This window comes from Pectobacterium parvum (assembly GCF_020971565.1).
GTDB classification, from domain to species: Bacteria; Pseudomonadota; Gammaproteobacteria; order Enterobacterales; family Enterobacteriaceae; genus Pectobacterium; species Pectobacterium polare.
Genome location: NZ_CP087392.1, coordinates 639937 through 661059 on the forward strand (window position 1 = coordinate 639937; position 21123 = coordinate 661059).

The following is a 21123-nucleotide window of genomic DNA, read 5'->3' on the forward strand; positions in this document are numbered from 1 at the left end:
CGCGAAGTGGTTGAATATTTCAATATAAATGAAACGTGGTTTTATTAGGGAAACAAAATGGCGGTATTTTGGCAGGAAAGATGCCTGACCTTATGAAAATGAGGTCAGGCATTTTTTAATAATAGTGAGAGCTGCGTTAACGCTTTTTAAAGGCAGCGGCCAGCGCATCACCCATCGCGCTGGTGCCGGCGACAGGGGCGCTAGCGGGACGAGGACGTGATTTAACTGCTGGCTGACGCGATGAAGTATTGCTATCGCTACGCGCATTGCCACCGCCACGACGTGATGCGGTGTCGCCGGGCTGCTCATCAAGGCGCATGGTCAGCGCGATACGCTTACGTTGCATATCCACTTCCATCACTTTCACTTTGACGATATCGCCTGCTTTCACGACCTTGTGCGGATCGTCGACGAAATGGTCGGCCAGTGATGAGATGTGTACTAAACCGTCCTGATGGACGCCGATATCCACAAACGCACCAAAGTTGGTGACGTTGGTGACCGCGCCTTCCAGAATCATGCCCGGCAGGAGATCGTTTAAGGTTTCCACGCCGTCGGCGAAGCTGGCGGTTTTGAACTCAGGACGTGGATCGCGACCCGGTTTTTCCAGCTCTTTGATGATGTCGGTCACCGTCGGCACGCCGAAACGCTCATCGGTGAAATCTGAGGGTTTCAGGTTACGCAGCGCGTTGGGATTCCCCATTAGCTCCTGCAACGCCTGTTCGGTCGCGGCCAGAATGCGCTCTACGATCGGATAGGCTTCCGGGTGAACGGTAGAGGCATCCAGTGGGTTGTTGCCGTGGTTGATACGTAGGAAGCCCGCACACTGTTCAAAGGCTTTTGGCCCTAGGCGGCTGACTTTCAGCAGCTGTTCGCGGTTGTGGAAGCGACCATTCTCATCACGCCAGGTCACAATATTTTGCGCCATCATGCGCGTTAGCCCGGCGACACGCTTTAACAGCGCCACGGACGCGGTATTCAGATCAACGCCGACGGCGTTTACGCAGTCTTCGACCACCGCATCCAGTTTCTTCGCCAGCAGGCTTTGGCTTACGTCATGCTGATACTGACCCACACCGATGGATTTCGGGTCGATCTTCACCAGTTCCGCCAGCGGATCCTGCAAACGGCGGGCGATAGAGACTGCGCCACGCAGCGAGACATCCAGATCCGGGAATTCCAGCGCGGCCAGTTCGGAGGCGGAATACACCGACGCGCCGGCTTCGCTGACGATCACTTTTTGCGCGTTGATCGCCGGGAACTGTTTCTGCGTGTCGAGGAAGAAGCGCTCGGTTTCACGTGAGGCGGTGCCGTTGCCAATCGCTACCAGCTCAACCTGATATTTGAGGCACAGTGCGGCAACAATCGGAGCGGCTTTCGCTGCTTGACCGGTATGCGGATAAATCGTATCAGTCGCGACCAGCTTGCCGGTGGCATCCACCACCGCGACTTTTACGCCAGTACGTAGGCCGGGATCGAGACCCATTGTGGCACGCATACCCGCAGGCGCGGCCATCAGCAGGTCGTGCATGTTGCGGGCGAAAACGTTGATCGCTTCGTCTTCCGCTTTCTCACGCACGCTGCCCATCAGCTCGGTTTCAAGGTGCAGCAGCACTTTAATGCGCCACGTCCAGCTAATGACGGCGCGCCGCCAGCTGTCCGCTGCGGCATTCCCCAAACGCAGGTTCAGGTGGTCGATAATAATCTGTTCGCAGTAGCTCTCACGCGGCGCTTCTTCATGCTGTGGATCGGCGTTCAACGCCAGTTGCAGTACGCCTTCGTTACGGCCACGGAACATCGCCAGTGCGCGGTGTGAAGGCACCTGAGCAATCGGTTCGTGATGATCGAAATAATCGCGAAACTTCGCGCCTTCTTCCTCTTTCCCTTCCACGACGCGGGACACCAGATGGGCGTTTTTCCACAGGTAGTTACGCACTTTTGCCAGCAGCGTGGCATCTTCGGCAAAGCGCTCCATCAGGATGTAACGTGCGCCGTCCAATGCGGCTTTCACGTCCGCTACACCTTTCTCGGCATCGACATAAGCCTGTGCCGTCAGCTCCGGCTCCTGGCTTGGGTCTTGCCACAGGCCATCGGCCAGCGGTTCCAGACCCGCTTCAATCGCGATCTGCCCGCGCGTGCGGCGCTTAGGTTTATACGGCAGGTAGAGATCTTCCAGTTCGGTTTTGCTCAGCGTGCCTTTTATGGCGGTGGCGAGCTGTGGGGTTAATTTCCCCTGATCGTCGATGGATTTCAGAATAGTCTGGCGTCGGTCTTCCAGTTCACGCAGGTAACCGAGGCGCGTTTCGAGCTGGCGCAGTTGGGTGTCATCCAGCCCGCCGGTCACTTCTTTACGGTAACGGGCGATAAAAGGGACGGTGTTTCCTTCGTCCAGCAGGCGGACTGCGGCGTCTACCTGCTCCGTACGCGCCTGCAATTCGCGGGCGATAAGTTGGCTTAATGAATCATTCATAGGTCTGATATCAGTCGTCGTCAAATTAGTGGAATAAAAGGTAGTGGAATTAAGTAGTGAGTGAAACCAGTGAGGACAGTTATACGGATTGAGCGTGCAAAATGCCAGCCGCTGCCGTCTGGAAAACGCGGATGATCTCGCGTTGTTCAGTGCAACAAAATTTACCTACATCAATATTCCTTCAGATTCTTGCAACCCACTCACGAATTTAGCGTATGACATACGTTGGCTTTGTGTTGCTTTAAATTGAGCGCTGTAAATTGAGTGCCGCACGGGATGTCCTATCCGGAAGCCCGTAAGAGCGGACGAGAACAACATCATTATTCGGGCAGGAGAAAGGTTCATGACAGTCAGAACGTCCACGTTGACGGCAGAAGGGCAGGCGGATATCACGCTGGATATGCGTTCCGGCGTACTGGGGAAAACGGCGGTGGATATTCGCCCACTCGCTGGGCACGGGCTGTGCAGCTATGACCCCGGTTTTGCCAATACGGCAGGGTGTGAGTCGGCGATTACCTATATTGATGCGGTGAATAGCGTGTTGCTGCATCGGGGTTTCCCTGTCGAACAGCTCGCCGAGCAGTGTGACTTTACTGAAGTCTGTTACATCCTGCTGCATGGCGAAGCGCCTTCGGCGGAAGCGTATGCGAAATTTGCCGACAACATCACCCGCCATACGCTGGTTCATGAGCAAATTTCCCGCATGTTCAGTGGTTTTCGTCGCGATTCCCACCCGATGGCGTTGATGTGCGCGGTGGTCGGTGCGCTGGCCGCGTTCTATCACGATGTATTGGATATCCATAACGCAGAGCACCGCGAGCTGGCGGCCGTGCGGCTGTTGTCGAAAATGCCGACGCTGGCGGCGATGTGCTACAAATATTCCATCGAACAACCGTCCGTGTATCCCCGTAATTCGCTCTCCTATACCGGTAATTTCCTGCACATGCTGTTTTCGATTCCGGCGGAGAAATATGAAGTGAATCCGGTGCTGGAACGAGCGATGAACCGCATCCTGATTCTGCATGCCGATCATGGTCAGTGTCCGTCTACGATGGCAGTCAGAGCGTCGGGTTCCTCCGGCGCCAACCCGTTTGCCTGCATTGCGGCTGGGCTGGCATCGATGTGGGGACCGCTGCACGGCGGGGCGAACGAAGCCTGTATGCGCATGCTGGAAGAGATTAAAACGGTCGATCGCGTCCCTGAATTTGTACGACGCGCGAAAGACCGCTGTGATTCATTCCGCCTGATGGGATTCGGTAACTCGGTCTACCAGCATTTCGATCCACGCGCGGCGATTCTGCGTAAAACCTGTTACGAAGTACTCAATGAACTCGGCACGGAAGACAGTCTGTTGCAGGTAGCGATGGAGCTGGAACATATCGCCATGACCGACGCCTATTTTCTGGAGAATAAGCTCTACCCGAGCGTCGATTTCTATACCTCGGTCATTCTCAAAGCGATGGGGCTGCCGCCGTCAATGTTTACGGTTATTTCCACTGTCGGCAGAACGATCGGCTGGATTGCGCATTGGGATGAGATGCATAAGCAGGATGAAATCAGCATCTACCGTCCGCGCCAGATTTATACCGGGCAGCCGCGTCGGGACTATGTTTCTTCGTTGAAGGACTGAGGCGATTGTCACCATGATGCCGCAGCATAGGCATCATGGCGATCGCGGGCAGGGTAAGCCTAGAATTTTTCCCAGTTATCTTGTGCGTTGCCGACCGGCGCAAGCGCTAAACGAGTTGGTTGGGCTTTTTTCGCCATCGGCGCTGGGCGGACGGTTGGCGTGCCGCGCAGGTGGAAATGGTTCATGAGCGTAACCAGATGAGAGGACTGCTCGCGCAGGCTGGTTGCCGCATTGGCGGATTCTTCCACCAGCGTCGCGTTCTGTTGAGTAACTTGATCGAGCTGGTTCACGGCATCATGAATTTGCGAAATACCGGATTCCTGCTCCTGTGTTGTTGTCCCGATCTCACTGATTAAATCTGCCACGCTGCGCGCCTGACGTACCAGCTCATCAATGGTGCTGCCCGTGTCTTCAACCAGACGATTCCCCGCTTCCACTTTTTCTACGCTAGTGTTGATCAATACTGCGATTTCTTTAGCTGCTGAGGCGGAGCGTTGTGCCAGCGAGCGTACTTCCCCAGCCACGACGGCGAAACCACGACCTTGCTCACCCGCGCGCGCGGCTTCGACCGCCGCATTCAGCGCCAGAATATTGGTCTGGAAGGCGATGCCATCAATGACGCTGATAATGTCGCGGATTTTGTGTGAACTGTCGGAGATCTCTTTCATCGTAATGACCATATCGCTGATGGCATCGCCGCCCTTGGTCGCCGTTTCGCTGGCCTGGCTGGCAAGTTGAGTGGCGCTACGCACGGTATGCGCATTCTGACGAATCGCCTGGCTCATCTGTTCCATTGAGGCGGCCGTTTGCTGCAAACTGGCGGCCTGCTCTTCCGTACGCTGGCTCAGGTTTTCGCTGCCTGCGGCGATTTGGCTGGAACCGGAGGCGATGGCTTCGCTGCTCTGCCGCACCTGCTCGACGATATCGCCCAGGTTATGGCTCATATGACGCATGGTGGCTAACAGGCTGCTGTGGTCGTTCGGCTTGATGTTGATATCGACGGCCAGATCGCCATCGGCCACCTGACGGGCAACGTGGGTGGCGTAGAGTGGTTCGCCCCCCAGCTGGTTTTTCAGCGTGCGGGTAATCAGCCAAGCCACGGCAGCAGCCATGACGGCGGCGGCAAGCGCGAGAATCAGCATGATGACGCTGCCGGACTGCGCATCCTGCTGCGCCCCGCTGACAATCTCATTGGTATCCTGCTGCTGCGAGGCCATCATCGCGTCCAGCACCTTGAACAGTGCGTTTTGTGCCGTCTGCATCTCATTGAGAATAATGGTGTTACCCTGCAGACGCTGCTGTGGATCGGTGGATTGCACCAGCTCCATCGCTTTCAAAAAGGCGGCAAGGTAGGGCGGGCGGGTGTCCTGAAACTGTTTCAGCAGTGTGCTGGTGCCTTCGGTATCCAGCTGTTGCCCCAGTTTTTTCAGGTTGGCTGTATTGCGGGCGATTTGCTCGTCGACGAACTGCTTTTCCTGCTTGATTTGTGCAGGGTCGGTGCTGAGTGCCATATTACGGATCAGGCGAGCATTGGCGTCAAAGCCGGCTTTAACTTCCTGAATCAATAACATATTCGCCAACGTGGTGCCGGAAAGCCGGTTGATGTCGTTACCCAGCCCAACCAGTTGGAGTCGTCCGAAGAATGCCACCATCAGGCTGATGATAATAACCAGAGAAAATCCCATACCCAGCATCTTGCCGAGTTTGATTCTGTTCAGCATATTCATAAACATCCTTAATTTTTTGACATGCTATGAAGGCACAGCAGAGGGGGCTTGCTATCGTAATCGATGCAAGTAATGACGAGGAATTATAGCTATGTTTCGCATTTTCGGGATACATCGGTAACTCCCGCGTTCAAAAACATATTGATAAGAATATCTTTAATATCGGCAAGAAAAGCGTTCAGTTGATCACGTAAATTACGGCGAATGGGATTTCGTATGAAATGTGTGATCTGAGAGACAAAATGCGTGCGGGTATGGCGTTGGCTAATGGGAATAATGAGAAAAACGTGGGAGAGTGGTGCGTTAACCCCTTTATGAAGTTAACGCACCGATCAATCAGGATGCTTTATCGCTGACAAAAGGGGCGATATAGCGCTGATAGCGTGATTCTTTCAGCTGTTGCAGGTCGACTAGCACCAGACCGTCGATGCAGTTGTTGAAATCGGGGTCGATGCCGAAGTCGATAAACCGCACGCCTCCCGGCTCACACAGCTCCGAATACTGCTTGTAGAGCGTGGGGATCGCACAACCCATGTTGCTGAGCATGCTTTTCAATCGCGTGAGATCCTGCTGGTAGTCCGTTCCTTCAAACTGTTTCAGCACGTCAGGTAGCGAGGCTGGATAAGGGCGACGCGACGTAGCCAGCGGCTGATCGGGCGTGAAATGCAGGCGATAAAACGCAACCAGCAAATCACGGGCATGCGGCGGCAAGGTGCCGGAAAGCGACACCGGACCGAACAGGTAGCGGTGTTCTGGATAGCGCGCCAGATAGGCACCAATGCCCAGCCAGAGATAATCCAGTCCGCGTTTACCCCAGTATTTAGGCTGAATAAAGCTGCGTCCCAGCTCAATGCCTGACGCCAGTATCGGATCCATTTCGTCGCCGTACTGGAACAGGCTGTGGCTGTAGAGGCCGCTTTTCCCTTTTTCTGCGATCAGGTTTGCCGTCGAGACAAAGCGATAGGCTCCGACAATCTCCAGTTCGCGGTCATCCCACAGGATCAGGTGCAGATAGTCATCGTCATAGCTGTCCAGATCGCGGCGTTGGCCGGATCCTTCGCCCACGGCTCTGAAAGCGATTTCGCGCAGGCGTCCGAGTTCGCGCAACAGCGGCACGTAATCTTCTTCACCGCGACGATACAGATAGACAATCTTGCCATCCGGCGTGGTGCCCAGCGTTTCACACTCTGACAGCGCGCGCTTCAGCAGCACGCGATCTTCGGCCAGTGCAATGGGCTTTTCACCGGTAAAACAGCCGGGCTTTCCTTGTCCCAGTCGATAAACGTGACGCCGGAAACGAGCCGCCAGATCGTTGGCGTTCCATTCGCCCTGACTCCAGGACGCATAGGGAATTCTGGCACCGATACGCAGCTTGAGGGTTTGGTCGCGCTGACCAAACATTTCTCTCACCAGCAAGAGGGTGGAGAGCGGGCGATAAACCATGGAAGAGAGATAGAACAGCGCGCTGTTGCGTCCGCCGATATGAATCGGCACCACGGGCGCGCGGGCTTTGCTCGCCATGCGGATAAATCCGTTGTGCCAGTGACCGTCGCGAATACCTTGCAGGCTGGCGCGTGAAACTTCACCCGCGGGGAAGACGATGATCGCGCCGTCGCCTTCCAGATGCTGCTGGATGGCGCTGATTTGCTGACGTTTGGTGCGGTTATTGAAGTTATCGACGGAAAAAAACAGATTTTTGAGCGGGGCGACATAAGAGAGTAGCTGGCTGGCGACGATGCGGACGTCGGGCCTGACGCTGGCGACGGTGCGCAATAGCGCCAGACCGTCCAGTGAACCAATGGGGTGGTTGGCAACCAACACCACCGGTCCCTGACTGGGGATATTTTCTAAATCCCCTTCGACCATTTCACAATTAAAGTTGAAGTAGTCAAGAATCTGTTCGACTAAATCCAATCCCTTCAAATGCGGGTAACGCCGCGCAAATTGCTGCATTTCATTTTCAAATAGCAGAGAACGCAAAACCGTTTTCTGCCAGGGTGGCGTATGGCGATGCGGGACAAGATCTTGCAGAATGGCGTCTAAGCTAAACATAAATCGTTCTCCGTAGCTTTCCGTGGCTAAAAGTACGGGATAGAAATGACATATTTATGTCTGTTGATAGATTATTAGCCAAAACTGTAAATCTGTGTAATGAACGCGCGATTTTTTCGGGCGAGGGATATCGAAGCATGTTGTACGCACTAAGAGCCTAACGGGGTTACTGACTTGAAAACCAATCTGATTACCCGCGAGGGATATGAAAAACTGCGGGCAGAGCATGAGCATCTCTGGAATGTAAAGCGCCCGGAAATTACGAAAATTGTCTCTTGGGCGGCCAGTCTGGGGGATCGCTCAGAAAATGCGGACTACACCTATAACAAGCGTTTATTGCGCCAGATCGATCGTCGTGTACGCTACCTGAGAAAATGCCTGACGGAATTGAAAATCGTTGATTACTCGCCGCAGCAGGATGGCAGCGTATTCTTTGGCGCCTGGGTTGAGATCGAGAATGAACAAGGGGAGACGAAGCGTTTGCGTATTGTCGGCCCGGACGAGATCTACGGCGACAATAAAGACTATATTTCGATCGATTCCCCGATGGCGCGCGCCATGCTGAAAAAAGCGGTTGATGAGGAATTCACCGTGAATACGCCAGACGGCCCGCGTGAGTGGTTTGTTAACGCGATTGATTACGAGTCTTATCGTGGCGTAAATTCTTGATTATAAGAATTTTAATATGCTTTGTAACAATTTTGCCTAGAATGTATACCAGAAACGACTGTCAGTAATTCGTATGTTTCTGAACAATAGCATCGTCGGCGCTATTACGCCTTTGGAGAAAGAGAATGCAAGAAAACTATAAAATTCTGGTTGTAGATGACGACATGCGCTTACGTGCGCTGTTAGAACGTTATCTGACTGAGCAGGGTTTTCAGGTACGTAGCGTAGCCAATGCTGAACAGATGGACCGTTTACTGACCCGTGAATCCTTTCACCTTATGGTGCTGGATCTGATGCTGCCCGGCGAAGTTGGGCTGTCCATCTGCCGTCGCTTGCGCAGCCAGAGCAATCCGATGCCGATCATTATGGTGACGGCAAAAGGGGAAGAAGTTGATCGTATCGTCGGGCTGGAAATCGGCGCGGACGATTATATTCCTAAACCTTTCAACCCGCGTGAGCTGCTGGCTCGCATCCGTGCGGTGCTGCGTCGTCAGGCGAATGAACTGCCAGGCGCGCCGTCGCAGGAAGAAGCCATTATCGCGTTTGGCAAATTCAAGCTGAATCTAGGCACGCGCGAAATGTTCCGTGATGATGAGCCGATGCCGTTAACCAGCGGCGAGTTTGCCGTGCTTAAGGCGCTGGTGAGCCATCCGCGTGAACCGCTGTCTCGCGATAAGCTGATGAACCTGGCCCGTGGTCGTGAATACAGCGCGATGGAGCGTTCCATCGACGTACAAATTTCTCGTCTGCGCCGCATGGTGGAAGAGGATCCGGCGCACCCGCGCTATATCCAGACCGTGTGGGGTCTTGGCTACGTGTTTGTCCCGGACGGCAGTAAGGCATGATGCAATGGCGCTTTTCTCCGCGCAGCTCATTTGCACGGACGTTGCTACTGATTGTCACGTTGTTGTTTGTCAGTTTGGTTACCACCTATCTGGTGGTGCTCAACTTCGCTATTCTGCCGAGTTTGCAGCAGTTCAATAAAGTGCTGGCATACGAAGTAAGAATGCTGATGACGGACAGTCTGCAACTGGAAGATGGCTCCACGCTTGAGGTGCCGCCTGCGTTCCGACGTGAGATTTATCGCGAATTGGGTATATCGCTGTACACCAATGCAGCGGCGGAGGAAAGCGGCCTGCGTTGGGCCCAGCACTACAAGTTTTTGAGTGACCAGATGGCGCAACAGCTGGGCGGCCCGACGGATGTACGGGTTGAAGTCAGCAAAAACACGCCGGTGGTGTGGCTGAAAACCTGGCTGTCACCGGATATCTGGGTGCGCGTTCCGCTCACTGAAATTCATCAGGGCGATTTCTCGCCGCTCTTCCGCTATACGCTGGCGATTATGTTGCTGGTGATTGGCGGCGCGTGGCTATTTATTCGGGTGCAGAACCGACCCTTGGTTGAACTGGAGCATGCAGCTTTGCAGGTCGGGAAGGGCATTATTCCGCCGCCGCTGCGTGAGTACGGTGCTTCCGAAGTGCGTTCTGTGACGCGCGCCTTTAACCAGATGGCTTCCGGCGTGAAGCTGCTGGCTGATGACCGCACGCTGCTGATGGCGGGCGTCAGTCACGACCTGCGTACGCCACTGACGCGAATTCGTCTGGCGACCGAAATGATGGGCAAGGAAGATGACTATCTGGCGGAGTCGATCAATAAGGATATTGAAGAGTGTAATGCGATTATTGAGCAGTTCCTTGACTACCTGCGTACCGGTCAGGAAATGCAGACGGAAGTGGCCGACCTGAACGCGATTATGAGCGAAGTAGTGGCATCGGAAAGCGGTTATGAACGCCAGATCGACAGCGATTTTGCTACCGGCGAACTGCTGGTGCGCATTAGCTCCCTTTCGATCAAACGTGCGGCGCTGAATCTGGTCGTGAATGCGGCGCGTTACGGGAACGGCTGGATAAAAGTCAGTACCGGGCGTGAGCTACAGCGCGTTTGGTTTCAGGTAGAAGATGACGGAGAAGGTATCGCGCCCGATCAGTTACAGCACCTGTTCCAGCCGTTTGTGCGTGGCGATAGCGCGCGAACCACGAGCGGTACAGGGCTGGGGCTGGCGATTGTGCAGCGTATTATCGATGCGCACAATGGTGTGCTGGATGTCGGCAGCAGCGAACGCGGTGGGCTCTGCGTCCGCGCGTATCTGCCGCTGCTATCGGACATCGCGGTAGCGGATGCGGGTGTCGCAAAAGAGTCATAAGTATTTTAGGCAGTACTGGCATGAATAAGAAAGGCGCGGATTCCGCGCCTTTCTTCGATTACGACAAAGACCGTCGAGCGGTAGTAATGGATAGATCGTAAAGACGCTGTGAATACGTCCATGTACGCTCGGTTTGCGCAGATATGAATCTCATCCCTGAGATTCACCCTTTCAGGGCCGTCGCTAGCGACGTTCAAAAACGTTCCTGACGTTTTTGTCCATGGCGCAAACGCTTTACTCTTCTATTCCGTTACTACCGTTTTCATTCGGCAAATAGGTTGTCAACGATCTGAAGGCCCGGATTCCGCGCCTTTTTCGTGATGGTTTTTCTTCAGCGTTTACCGCTTCGGCCCTGCTTTCACCAGTGATGCACCTGCCGGCGCATCAGTGTATTTATCGAAGTTGGTGATAAAGCGTTGTGCCAGATCGTCTGCTTTTTCCTGCCATTGTTCGACGCTTGCGTAGGTATCACGCGGGTCGAGAATGTCAGGATTGACGCCGGGCAGCGAGGTCGGAATCGCCAAATCGAAGACAGGCAGCGTCTGCATTTCTGCATCATCAATACTGCCGTTCAGAATGGCGTCAATAATCCCGCGCGTATCCTTAATGGAAATACGTTTGCCGCTGCCGTTCCAGCCGGTGTTCACCAGATAGGCCTGTGCGCCAGCCGCCTTCATGCGTTTCACTAGCACTTCAGCGTACTGCGTCGGGTGCAGCATCAGGAATGCTGCGCCGAAGCAGGCGGAGAAGGTTGGCGTCGGTTCCGTCACGCCGCGCTCGGTTCCCGCTAGTTTGGCGGTAAAGCCGGACAGGAAGTGATACTGCGTCTGATCGGACGTCAGGCGAGAAACCGGTGGCAACACGCCGAACGCGTCTGCCGTCAGGAAGATCACTTTCGTTGCATGGCCCGCTTTAGAGACTGGCTTAACGATATTCTGAATGTGGTAGATCGGATAAGAGACGCGGGTATTCTCGGTTTTGGAACCGTCGTTGAAATCTACGGTGCCGTCTGCTAGCACGGTGACGTTCTCCAGCAGGGCATCGCGTTTGATCGCGCCGTAGATATCCGGCTCGGCTTCTTTGGATAGCTTGATGGTTTTGGCATAGCAGCCGCCTTCAAAGTTGAAGACGCCGTCGTCGTCCCAGCCGTGCTCGTCATCGCCAATCAGCTGGCGTTTCGGATCGGTGGACAGCGTGGTTTTACCCGTACCGGACAGGCCAAAGAAGACCGCCACATCACCTTTTTCGCCGACGTTTGCCGAGCAGTGCATAGAAGCGATGCCTTTCAGCGGCAGCAGGTAGTTCATGATGGAGAACATCCCTTTCTTCATTTCGCCGCCGTACCAGGTGCCGCCAATCAGTTGGATGCGCTCCGTCAGGTTGAACGCGACAAAGTTCTCGGAGTTCAGCCCCTGTTCCTGCCAGTTTGGGTTGGTGCATTTTGCGCCGTTCATCACGATGAAATCCGGCTCAAAGCCTTCCAGCTCTTCATCGCTCGGGCGGATAAACATGTTTTTGACGAAATGCGCCTGCCAGGCCACTTCCGTCACGAAGCGTACGCTGAGGCGGCTGTCTGGGTTAGCACCGCAGAAGGCATCAATGATGAACAACCGCTTGCCGGACAGCTGCGTAGTAACGAGCTGCTTCAGGTGCGTCCAGGTTTCCTGACTCAAGGGCTGGTTATCGTTCTTACCTTTACCTTGATCGGACCACCACACGGTGTCGCGGGTCACGTCATCGCGCACGATGTATTTATCTTTCGGGGAACGGCCAGTAAAGATGCCGGTATTGACGGCTACCGCATCCAGTTGGGTTTCGATGCCGCGTTCATAGCCTTGTAGGGTAGGGGAGCGTTCTTCTTCAAAAAGCAATTCATAGCTGGGATTGTAGACAATATCGCGGACATCATGGATTCCATAAGCCGTCAGGGCTTGCGGGGTAATACCGTTGATCTGCATGTTGCTACTCCTCAAGTTATAGTCGTACTACTAAACATTGTAGGGAGTGAGCTTATTTTAACCGCGATAGCAATCATAAAATTAAATAAATTCATTAATAACTTTGCTTATTTAGGGTGTGTGAAAAATAATCACGGCGGTTTATAAGTGGGAAAATAAGCAAAAGAAAACGGGTACTGTCGTACCCGTTAGAAAGATTAATGCAACAGATTTCCTGATGAATCGTGCCGTATGGCGCGGATGTCCAGCGAATTAAACAGGTAGTGCGTGCCGCAATAATCACAGTGCATATCGATTTCACCGTCCTGCTCGATCATCTCATTCACTTCCTGATCGGACAGCGTCATTAATGCATCTGCGCAACGATCGCGCGAACAGTGACAGCGGAATTCGACATCCTGCGGCTCATACACGGTTACCTCTTCCTGATGGTAAAGGCGGTACAGCACCTCGGTGGCAGGCAGGGTAAACAGCTCGTCGGCTTTGACCGTCGTGGTGAGCTGGGCCAGATGATCAAAATCATTACGATCGGCGTCCTGTGCGGGCAATACCTGGAGCAGCATGCCTGCGGCGGCCTGCTTCCCATCGTGTTGACCCGTACGGATAAACAACCGCGTCGGTAACTGTTCGGACTGCTGGAAATAGCTCTCCAGACATTCGGCGACGGTTTCACCTTCTAAACCGACGACGCCCTGATAACGCTCACCGTCAGTCGGCGTAATGGTAATGACCAGATAGCCATTGCCGACCATCTCTTTCAGCGAACTCCCCGGTGCGATATCCCCTTGCAGACGGGCAACGCCGCGCATCTGCTGCTGGTGATTACCGTTAATCACCGCCAGTTTCAGTGGGCCATCGCCCTGAAGCTGAACGGTAATATCGCCGCTGAATTTCAGCGTGGCCGTCAACAGGCTGGTGGCAACCAGCATTTCGCCTAGCAGCGTTTGTACCGCAGCTGGGTAGTCGTGGTTGGTCAAAATACGTTGATACGTTTCGTTAACTGTCACCAACTCGCCACGAACGGCATAATTTTCAAACAGATAACGATGTAGTTGGTCGTGAGCCATAATATTTTCTCGTCGTTGTGCAGAGATGAGTTGTGTTGCGATGAGTGGTGCGGCGATCGCGGGGTCTTCTCTGAAGGGCGGAGCACTATTCCTGATCGCTGTATTTAAATTTAATCAGATCGCGTCGCTCTTTTTTGTCAGGGCGGCGATCGGGGTGTGGCATCGTCAGCACATTCATTTTCCGCGCCTGCGACAGTTTTTCTCGTTTCTCAATGCTTGCGGCCGTTTCCTGGTACAGCGCCTGCGCCTCTGTTGCGCTTCTGCGCTTGCCGCTGACGGCCAAAATGATAACGGTGCGTTCATCATTGCCCTGACGCAGTTTGATCTCGGCATTCAGTTCGACCTGTTTGCTCGGCTTACCACGTTGCCCGTTATAGTGCACTTTGCCGCCGTCGATCATCTCGCGAGCCATCGCCCGGGTTTTATAGAAACGGGCGGCCCAAAGCCATTTGTCCAGACGAACGGCATCGTCGGTCTGCTCGGTAGCTTTCACCATAAATCCCCCTGATTACCCTAATGCCGATCGTTTGAGGATCGAGATATCGGGGCTACCACGGTGCGAGGCGTCTCATCACCGTGTTTCCCCTCAACTCCTGCTTAAATGACCTACATTACCCTTCGTTAACGGAGTGACGCAGGGCTGGTAGCAGCGCAAGGTAGTCGTTCATTGACGGATGTTGCAGGAATGCCTTTTCCTGCTGGCTGGAATCGGGATTACGCACGCCCAGACAGTAATGGATACCGAATGTTTTCGCGGCATCCAGAATCGGTTCGCTGTCATCCACGAATAGCGTTCTGGCGGGGTCGAAGCCAGTCTGCTGCTGTACGGCCTGCCACAAGCGCTGATTCTCTTTCGGATACCCATAAATATGGGTGGAAAGTAATAAATCAAGGTGCTGATCCAGCCCGGTGTGTTCGATTTTTACCGCCAGACTGTGTGGATGGGCGTTGGTCAGCAGAATCGTCTCTTTACCGCATTCGCGCAGCGCCGCTAAAAACGGCGTTGTGTCATCGCGCAATCGGGCTCGCGTGCCGATATCCGTCGTCATTTGATAGATATCTAGATCGAGACGTTCTGACCAGTAATCGAAACAGTACCAGTTTAGCGTGTGCTGAACGGCCTGGTACTCCTGTTCGATAAGCTGCTGCGCCTGTTCAAGGCTGATGCGACGTTTTTCACTGAGCGACTGCGGCACCAGTTGAAGCCAGAAATAGCTGTCAAACGCCAGGTCGAGCAGCGTGCCATCCATATCCAGTATCACGGTGTCAATGTCGTGCCAGTTAACGTGGGGATTCATAACGACTCCTGATGTTGCGCCGTGCTATAGGGATGATGCAGCAGAAGGCGCGCAATGCAATTGTGACAGTAGTGACGGGAAATTGATGCCGCTAGGTTAGCATAACCGCAGAGCGGGCACGATGCCGTTAGCGGGGGAGCTGTGGGCGATTGTCCGAGAATAAATTCGTCATCATATTGAACCGTGAGGCGTAATAGCGTTGAATATCGGTCACTCGCTTCTGGCTTTTATGTATCTTAATACCGGTCAAAACTGCATTAACGATAAACGTTGCGGAAAAGAGCAGCAGCAGCAGACAACTGCCGAGATAGCGCCAGACGGTAATGACGTCAGGCTCGCTGTGTAGGCTGATGTGCTGGGTTCCGTTGGCATCCGTATTGAGCTGTGTGATAACGCCTGTGGCATTAAACGGTGTATGTAATAGCATCGCGGAAAGCCGTTGGAGTTCCTGCCACTGATCTGATGGACGATATTCACTCAGCGGCTTCGGAGGGAGCGGATGGTTAACGAACTGTCGGCCTTCGTCGCTGCGAATCAGGAATCCACCGGGCGGTGGGCTGTTCAACGAATCTGCCGCGTTATTGATTTCCTGATAGAAGAATTGATCGGTAGAACTGTTGACCAAGGATTCCAGCGTTTCTGCGCTGACGGCGGGCAGCACCACATTCATGCCTTTCAGCGTGCCGGAATTGGCGTCTTTTACCAACGTATTCCAGTTCTTGACGTCGCTTAGATTCACCAGCGCATTTTTCAGGCGGGAGCAATCGTTTTCCTGCCGACACAAATCTTGTGTTCTCAGGACAACTTCAGCGAAGTTTTTCATCAGAATCAGCCCTGATTTCTGGATCGTAGACGCTAACTGAGAGTTAACCTGACCTTCTTTGTCGGCTTGCGGATGAAGTTGACTGTTGACGGATTTCAGCAGGGCAGACGCTTTTTCAATTGTCTCGGATTCCGGTAATGGCAGCGGCGCGGCTTTATTCCAGTAAATGGCGGAACAGTCAAAAGGGCTGAACGCATACGACGACGGTGCGGAGACGGGATGAATGCCAGCGGGCACGTAGCACATGCCGTTGCCACGGACAGCCAGTGTGTCGCCAATGCGGAGCTGAGCGGTTTCCAGATCGCTGACCTGCGTGACCTGAATGCGCTGCGCGCCCTGAAGCCAGGCCAGACTGAGTTTTAGCGGTAGTTCAAGCGGCACGTTAGTGACGAGCAAAATCAGGCTGAGTAGTGAACCTGCGGCCAGCAGTAGATTCCTGCCCCAGCGTTGTAGCGGGAAATATTTCACTTCATCATGCAGCGACAGGTGCTCTCCTTGACGGATCACCTGTCGGTTGAGATAGATATCGACATCTGTTTTCCGCCCGAGATCCTGCGTGATATAGGGCTGCCAGTGCGGTGGGTAAATCAGATCGATATTACCGAGCGAGATATTGCCGAGCGGCCCCTGATTGGATTCGCCAAACAGACCCAAGCCTTGTGGTGTGCCGTGAAGGCAGTGCACATCGCGCAGTTCCTGAGCGGACGGCGATCGGAAAAGCTGCCACAGGCTCCAGCTTGCTAATAATGCTGCGGTACCGATCAGCCAGGGGAGCAGGGCGATGGGGCTATTCAGGCTAATGAACAACAGTAGAAAAGACACGCAGAGCACGGCCGTTTCCTTCAAGCCCCCAGAGTGGTGCATGGCGTGTTCTTCACGCGTTTCCTTACGGATGGTGACCAACTCGGCATGCTCACTGCCTTCCTGACGGATGGAGGCATTCGGAACCGGGACTTCGCTCGGCAGGGGGGTGAGTGGACGATCATCGAGGCACTCGGTTAGCGAGTGTCCATTCAAGGAAATGACCAGCGGGATCGAGCGCGTCTTAATCAGTTCGACGGTGTTATTTTCGGTAATGAACGGTTCCCAACTGGGCGGCAAATGAACTTCTTGTGTATCAATATAGTAGCGCCACTTATTCTGAGCATCGGTGCTCAGGCCATAGCGCGTAATCGTATGGGTGATGGGGTAAACCCGATTACTTTGCAGGGAACGCGGCAGTTTGGGCTGTGCATTGGGCGTATCAAGCGGCGTGGTTTGTTGACTGTTTTCCTGAGCCAGATAACGCTCAACGGCGATCCGTTCATCTTCAGTTAACCGTCGGGGAAGCGATTGCGAAACGGGTAACGGCGGAGCGGATAAGAAACGGTGTCGCATACGGTAGGCCACAAGACCTCCGACAACGATCAGACAGGCAAGCAATATCGCCAATAGGGTAAATATTGTGCTCATGTCATCTCCATTCCAAAACGCGATGCTCCTTGTTCTCGTCTGAGTTTAACAAAATTATACAATCGATGATAACCCGTATGGCATTGTTTTTTTAGATTAATAACGTAATTGTGAGCAGAATTAATCGCGTAAGGCGATGATAGTAACAAGCAAAAAATGTCTCTTAAATGAGGATATTCCTATTTTTTTTAAGTTATTGACTTTTTCTGGTGGTTTCTCATACAGGATGTATCCTTCATGTTGCCCACACGTAAATTCATCGTCACGATAGTTGCAGCGGAGGCTGCTGTTAACGCACAATGTGAACAGAATCAAAAAAGAATATTTACGATCTCTTCTTATTCAACAGCATGCCATGTTCAGGTTGCAATAAACGCCGTCTTTCATGCACGTTGGGCTAAGGTGCCGTTCTGGTCGTAACTCTCTGGGGGGCATCAATGAGTCATAACCTGAAAAAACCTAAAATCCTCAAGGTAGAAACGGTAGCGCATTCGCGCCTGTTCAATGTGGAATCCGTCGATCTTGAATTTAGCAACGGGGTACGGCGGGTTTATGAACGGATGCGCCCAAGCGGCCGACAAGCGGTGATGATTGTCCCGATCATTGATGATGAACTGCTGTTGATCCGCGAATACGCTGTCGGTATCGAAGAATACGAGCTGGGCTTTCCCAAAGGGCTGATCGATCCCGGTGAAACGGTCTTTGAAGCCGCTAACCGCGAGCTGATGGAAGAAGTCGGTTTTGGGGCGGAAAAGCTGGAGTTGCTGGCGACGTTAACGATGGCGCCCTCCTATTTTTCCAGCCAGATGAATATCGTGGTGGCGCGTGGGCTGTATCCGCAGAGTTTGGAAGGCGATGAGCCGGAGCCGATGCCGCAAGTCCGCTGGCCGATAGATAACATGATGTCGCTGCTGCAAGAGCCTGATTTCCGCGAAGCGCGTAATGTCAGCGCGCTGTTTCTGGCCCACGACTGGCTGCGTCGTACACCCCGCTAATTTTTAATAAACCAACCTGTTTTTCATAAGCCAACATAGCAAAAAAGAAGGCGCAGTTTCCTGCGCCTTCTCTGCCTTGTCTGATGCTGTCGAACGCTGGCTAGAATAATTCTTCGCTTTGTCCGTTATCCATCAGTGTAGTGCCGACTTCATGCACTTCGTATTCTTTCGGCTGCGTTCCGTCAATGAAGTACTCAGAACGACTATTACCACCACCGTTGGACAGCTTGCCGCTGCTGCGGTCAATCACCACACTGACGATACCTGCTGGCGGCGTCAGCGGTTGTTCCGGTACGCCATCCAGCGCGGTTTTCATGAAATCATCCCACGCAGGCTGCGCTGATTTCGCACCGCCTTCATAACCAGAGATCTGATCTTTGATAGCGCCAGATGCGCTGCTGGCACCCAGATCGCGACGGTGATCGTCGAAGCCGATCCAGACTGACGTCACCAAATTCGGGCCATAGCCGGAGAACCAGGCGTCTTTGGAACTGTTCGTTGTACCGGTTTTACCGCCGATATCACGACGTTTCAAATCACGACCTGCGCGCCAGCCTGTTCCCATCCAGCCCGGTTCGCCGAAGACGTTGCTGTTCAGTGCGTCTTTAATCAGGAACGCCAACGGCGTGTTGATCACATGCGGTGCGTAAGGCTGAGCGGCGTTTTGCTGTGCGGCCTCTGGCGTAACAGGTTCCAGTTCTGGCTGTGGCAGGCCTATCGGCGGTGCTTCGTTTGACGTGGCAACATCTTCAACGTTAGTGGTCGCTAACACTGGAGAACTTGGCGTTTCATCGTAGACCAGCGGGAGATTACAGGTATCGCAGACCACTTTTGGCGTCGCGGTAAACACCGTACCACCCGCCTCGCTCTCTATCTTGCTAATCAGATAAGGATCGACCAGATAGCCGCCGTTTGCCATGACGGCATAGCCACGTACGACCTGTAGCGGCGTAAACGAGGCGGCACCCAGCGCCAGCGATTCGGTATGGACGATATTCTGCTCCGGGAAACCGAAGCGTTGCAGGTAATCCGCCGCATAGTCCACGCCCATCGCCCGCATGGCACGCACCATCACCACGTTTTTGGATTGACCCAGCCCCTGACGCAAACGGATCGGACCATCGTAGGTTGCCGGTGAGTTTTTCGGCCGCCAGTCAGATCCTGCACCAGCATCCCAACGGGTGATCGGGACGTCGTTCAGAATCGTCGCCAGCGTTAAACCTTTGTCCATCGCAGCGGTGTATAGGAACGGTTTGATGTTGGAACCAATCTGACGCAGTGCCTGCGTCGCACGGTTGAATTTGCTTTGGTTAAAGTCAAAACCGCCAACCAGCGCTTCTATCGCACCGTTTTTCGGGTTAAGCGAGACGATGGCAGAGTTGACGTCCGGCACCTGTGCCAGCCACCAGTCATCGTTCACTTTACGCACCCAGACCTGCTGGCCTGCCTGTACCACGTCCGTGACGCGCTTCGGTGTTGGCCCTTGCTGCGTATCGGAACGGTATGCACGTGCCCAGCGCATGCCCGCCATTGGTAGAGCAATATTGCTGCCGTCAGACATGAGCGCAATCGCGTTGTCAGCCGTGGTACTGGTAACGATGGCCGGAGACAGCGGGCCGTAGACCGGCAACGCTTTCAGAGCGGCAATCATCTTCGCCTGATCCCAGACGCCTTCGCCGACTTTCCACAGCACTTTGCTCGGGCCGCGGTAACCGTGGCGCATGTCATAGGCGAGGATGTTATTACGCAGCGCATCCTGTGCGGCGGTTTGCAATTTTTTGGTCACCGTCGTGTAGACCTTATAACCGTCGTTATAAGCATCTTCGCCGTAGCGTTTGAACATCTCCTGTCGCGCCATTTCTGCGACATACGGTGCGGAGAACGAAATATCCGGTGCGTGGTAGTTCGCGACCAGTTTTTCGTTACGCGCGGCATCGTATTGCGACTGCGTGATGTAGTTTTCATCCTTCATACGTGCAAGGACGACGTTGCGACGGGCAACGGCACGGTCGTAGGAATAGAGCGGGTTGAACGTCGATGGTGCCTTCGGCAGACCGGCGATCATCGCCATTTCGCTCAGCGTCAACTGGTCAACAGGGCGGCCAAAGTAAACCTGTGCCGCCGCGCCAACGCCATAAGCGCGATAGCCGAGGTAAATCTTGTTCATATAGAGCTCAAGGATTTCATCCTTGGTCAGCAACTGCTCAATACGGATAGCCAAAAACACTTCTTTGATCTTACGAATTAGGGTGCGTTCCGGGCTCAGGAAAAAGTTCCTGGCGAGCTGTTGCGTAATGGTACTCGCCCCTTGAGAGGCGTGACCCGATGTGAGCGCGATAGACGCGGCGCGGATGATCCCGACGGGATCGACACCGTGGTGATCATAGAAGCGGCTGTCTTCGGTCGCGATAAAAGCGTGTACCAACTCAGGGGGAACCTGGTCCAGCTTGACCGGGATACGGCGCTTTTCACCAAACTGAGCGATCAGTTCGCCATCGGCGCTGTAGACCTGCATAGGCGTTTGCAGCCGAACATCTTTCAGTGCGGCGACATCGGGCAGTTGGGGTTCGATATAACGGTACAAACCGTATATCGAGGCAGCTCCCAGCAGAATGCAAGAGACTGCAAGGATGAATAGATACTTTACGAACTTCACCTGGGATTTTCCATTCAGTAGCGTTTGGACAGTTTATAAACAATCGGGCGCTAGTATAAAGGTAAGCCAGCACTGTGGATACGTTCTTTTATACCCGTCATCTTTCACATTGCAGGTGCGTTG

At 53.8% G+C, this 21123-nt stretch carries 14 protein-coding genes; 5 read left to right on the forward strand and 9 right to left on the reverse strand.

The genetic code is table 11. The features are described from left to right. Positions 1-136: 136 nt before the first annotated feature. Positions 137-2470, reverse strand: coding sequence for a Tex family protein (locus tag LOZ86_RS02815; RefSeq protein WP_230242825.1), 2334 nt, complete (start codon positions 2468-2470; stop codon positions 137-139). A gap of 343 nt (positions 2471-2813) precedes the next feature. On the opposite strand from LOZ86_RS02815, the gene LOZ86_RS02820 reads away from it, so the two are divergent. After that, entirely contained in the window at positions 2814-4100 is a 1287-nt protein-coding gene (locus tag LOZ86_RS02820) for a citrate synthase (RefSeq protein ID WP_039484679.1), read from the forward strand. Between the two features lie 59 nt (positions 4101-4159). Here LOZ86_RS02820 and LOZ86_RS02825 read toward each other — a convergent pair whose 3' ends face one another. Both LOZ86_RS02825 and olsF read right to left on the reverse strand, forming a co-directional pair. Further along, complete coding sequence (locus tag LOZ86_RS02825; RefSeq protein WP_039484676.1) at positions 4160-5827, reverse strand: methyl-accepting chemotaxis protein; 1668 nt, start codon at positions 5825-5827, stop codon at positions 4160-4162. A gap of 336 nt (positions 5828-6163) precedes the next feature. Further along, the gene (gene olsF, locus LOZ86_RS02830) at positions 6164-7879 is read right to left on the reverse strand and encodes a bifunctional ornithine lipid synthase OlsF (protein WP_039484673.1); all 1716 of its coding nucleotides are present in this window, start codon (positions 7877-7879) and stop codon (positions 6164-6166) included. 174 nt (positions 7880-8053) lie between these two features. Between olsF and greB the strand changes: the two genes are divergently transcribed. The 3 genes from greB to envZ all read left to right on the forward strand — a co-directional run bounded on the left by greB (position 8054) and on the right by envZ (position 10751). Continuing rightward, positions 8054-8548 carry a transcription elongation factor GreB gene (gene greB, locus LOZ86_RS02835; protein WP_039484670.1) on the forward strand — a complete coding sequence of 165 codons (495 nt, stop codon included), beginning with the start codon at positions 8054-8056 and terminating at the stop codon, positions 8546-8548. 125 nt (positions 8549-8673) lie between these two features. Beyond that, entirely contained in the window at positions 8674-9393 is a 720-nt protein-coding gene (gene ompR / locus LOZ86_RS02840; RefSeq protein WP_230242832.1) for an osmolarity response regulator transcription factor OmpR, read from the forward strand. Beyond that, positions 9390-10751, forward strand: a complete 1362-nt coding sequence (envZ, locus tag LOZ86_RS02845) for a two-component system sensor histidine kinase EnvZ (protein WP_230242835.1) — start codon at positions 9390-9392, stop codon at positions 10749-10751. The genes ompR and envZ overlap by 4 nt, the downstream gene beginning before the upstream one ends. Positions 10752-11089: 338 nt before the next feature. On the opposite strand, the gene pckA is transcribed toward envZ, so the two are convergent. From pckA to LOZ86_RS02870, 5 genes are all read right to left on the reverse strand, one after another. Continuing rightward, positions 11090-12709, reverse strand: coding sequence for a phosphoenolpyruvate carboxykinase (ATP) (pckA, locus tag LOZ86_RS02850; RefSeq protein WP_039512669.1), 1620 nt, complete (start codon positions 12707-12709; stop codon positions 11090-11092). 197 nt (positions 12710-12906) lie between these two features. Next, complete coding sequence (gene hslO, locus LOZ86_RS02855) at positions 12907-13776, reverse strand: Hsp33 family molecular chaperone HslO (protein ID WP_039484663.1); 870 nt, start codon at positions 13774-13776, stop codon at positions 12907-12909. A gap of 85 nt (positions 13777-13861) precedes the next feature. Then, positions 13862-14272: a ribosome-associated heat shock protein Hsp15 gene (gene hslR / locus LOZ86_RS02860; RefSeq protein WP_039484660.1), complete on the reverse strand. Its 411-nt coding sequence runs from the start codon at positions 14270-14272 to the stop codon at positions 13862-13864. Between the two features lie 115 nt (positions 14273-14387). Continuing rightward, the gene (gene yrfG, locus LOZ86_RS02865) at positions 14388-15074 is read right to left on the reverse strand and encodes a GMP/IMP nucleotidase (RefSeq protein ID WP_039484657.1); all 687 of its coding nucleotides are present in this window, start codon (positions 15072-15074) and stop codon (positions 14388-14390) included. 127 nt (positions 15075-15201) lie between these two features. Continuing rightward, positions 15202-17349, reverse strand: coding sequence for an intracellular growth attenuator family protein (locus tag LOZ86_RS02870; protein WP_039484654.1), 2148 nt, complete (start codon positions 17347-17349; stop codon positions 15202-15204). A gap of 437 nt (positions 17350-17786) precedes the next feature. Here LOZ86_RS02870 and nudE point away from each other — a divergent pair, with 437 nt between their 5' ends. Beyond that, complete coding sequence (nudE, locus tag LOZ86_RS02875) at positions 17787-18344, forward strand: ADP compounds hydrolase NudE (RefSeq protein WP_014916864.1); 558 nt, start codon at positions 17787-17789, stop codon at positions 18342-18344. A 100-nt stretch (positions 18345-18444) separates the two neighbouring features. Here nudE and mrcA read toward each other — a convergent pair whose 3' ends face one another. Then, on the reverse strand, positions 18445-21000 hold the full coding sequence (gene mrcA, locus LOZ86_RS02880; protein WP_039484652.1) for a peptidoglycan glycosyltransferase/peptidoglycan DD-transpeptidase MrcA: 2556 nt from the start codon (positions 20998-21000) through the stop codon (positions 18445-18447). Positions 21001-21123: the final 123 nt, after the last annotated feature.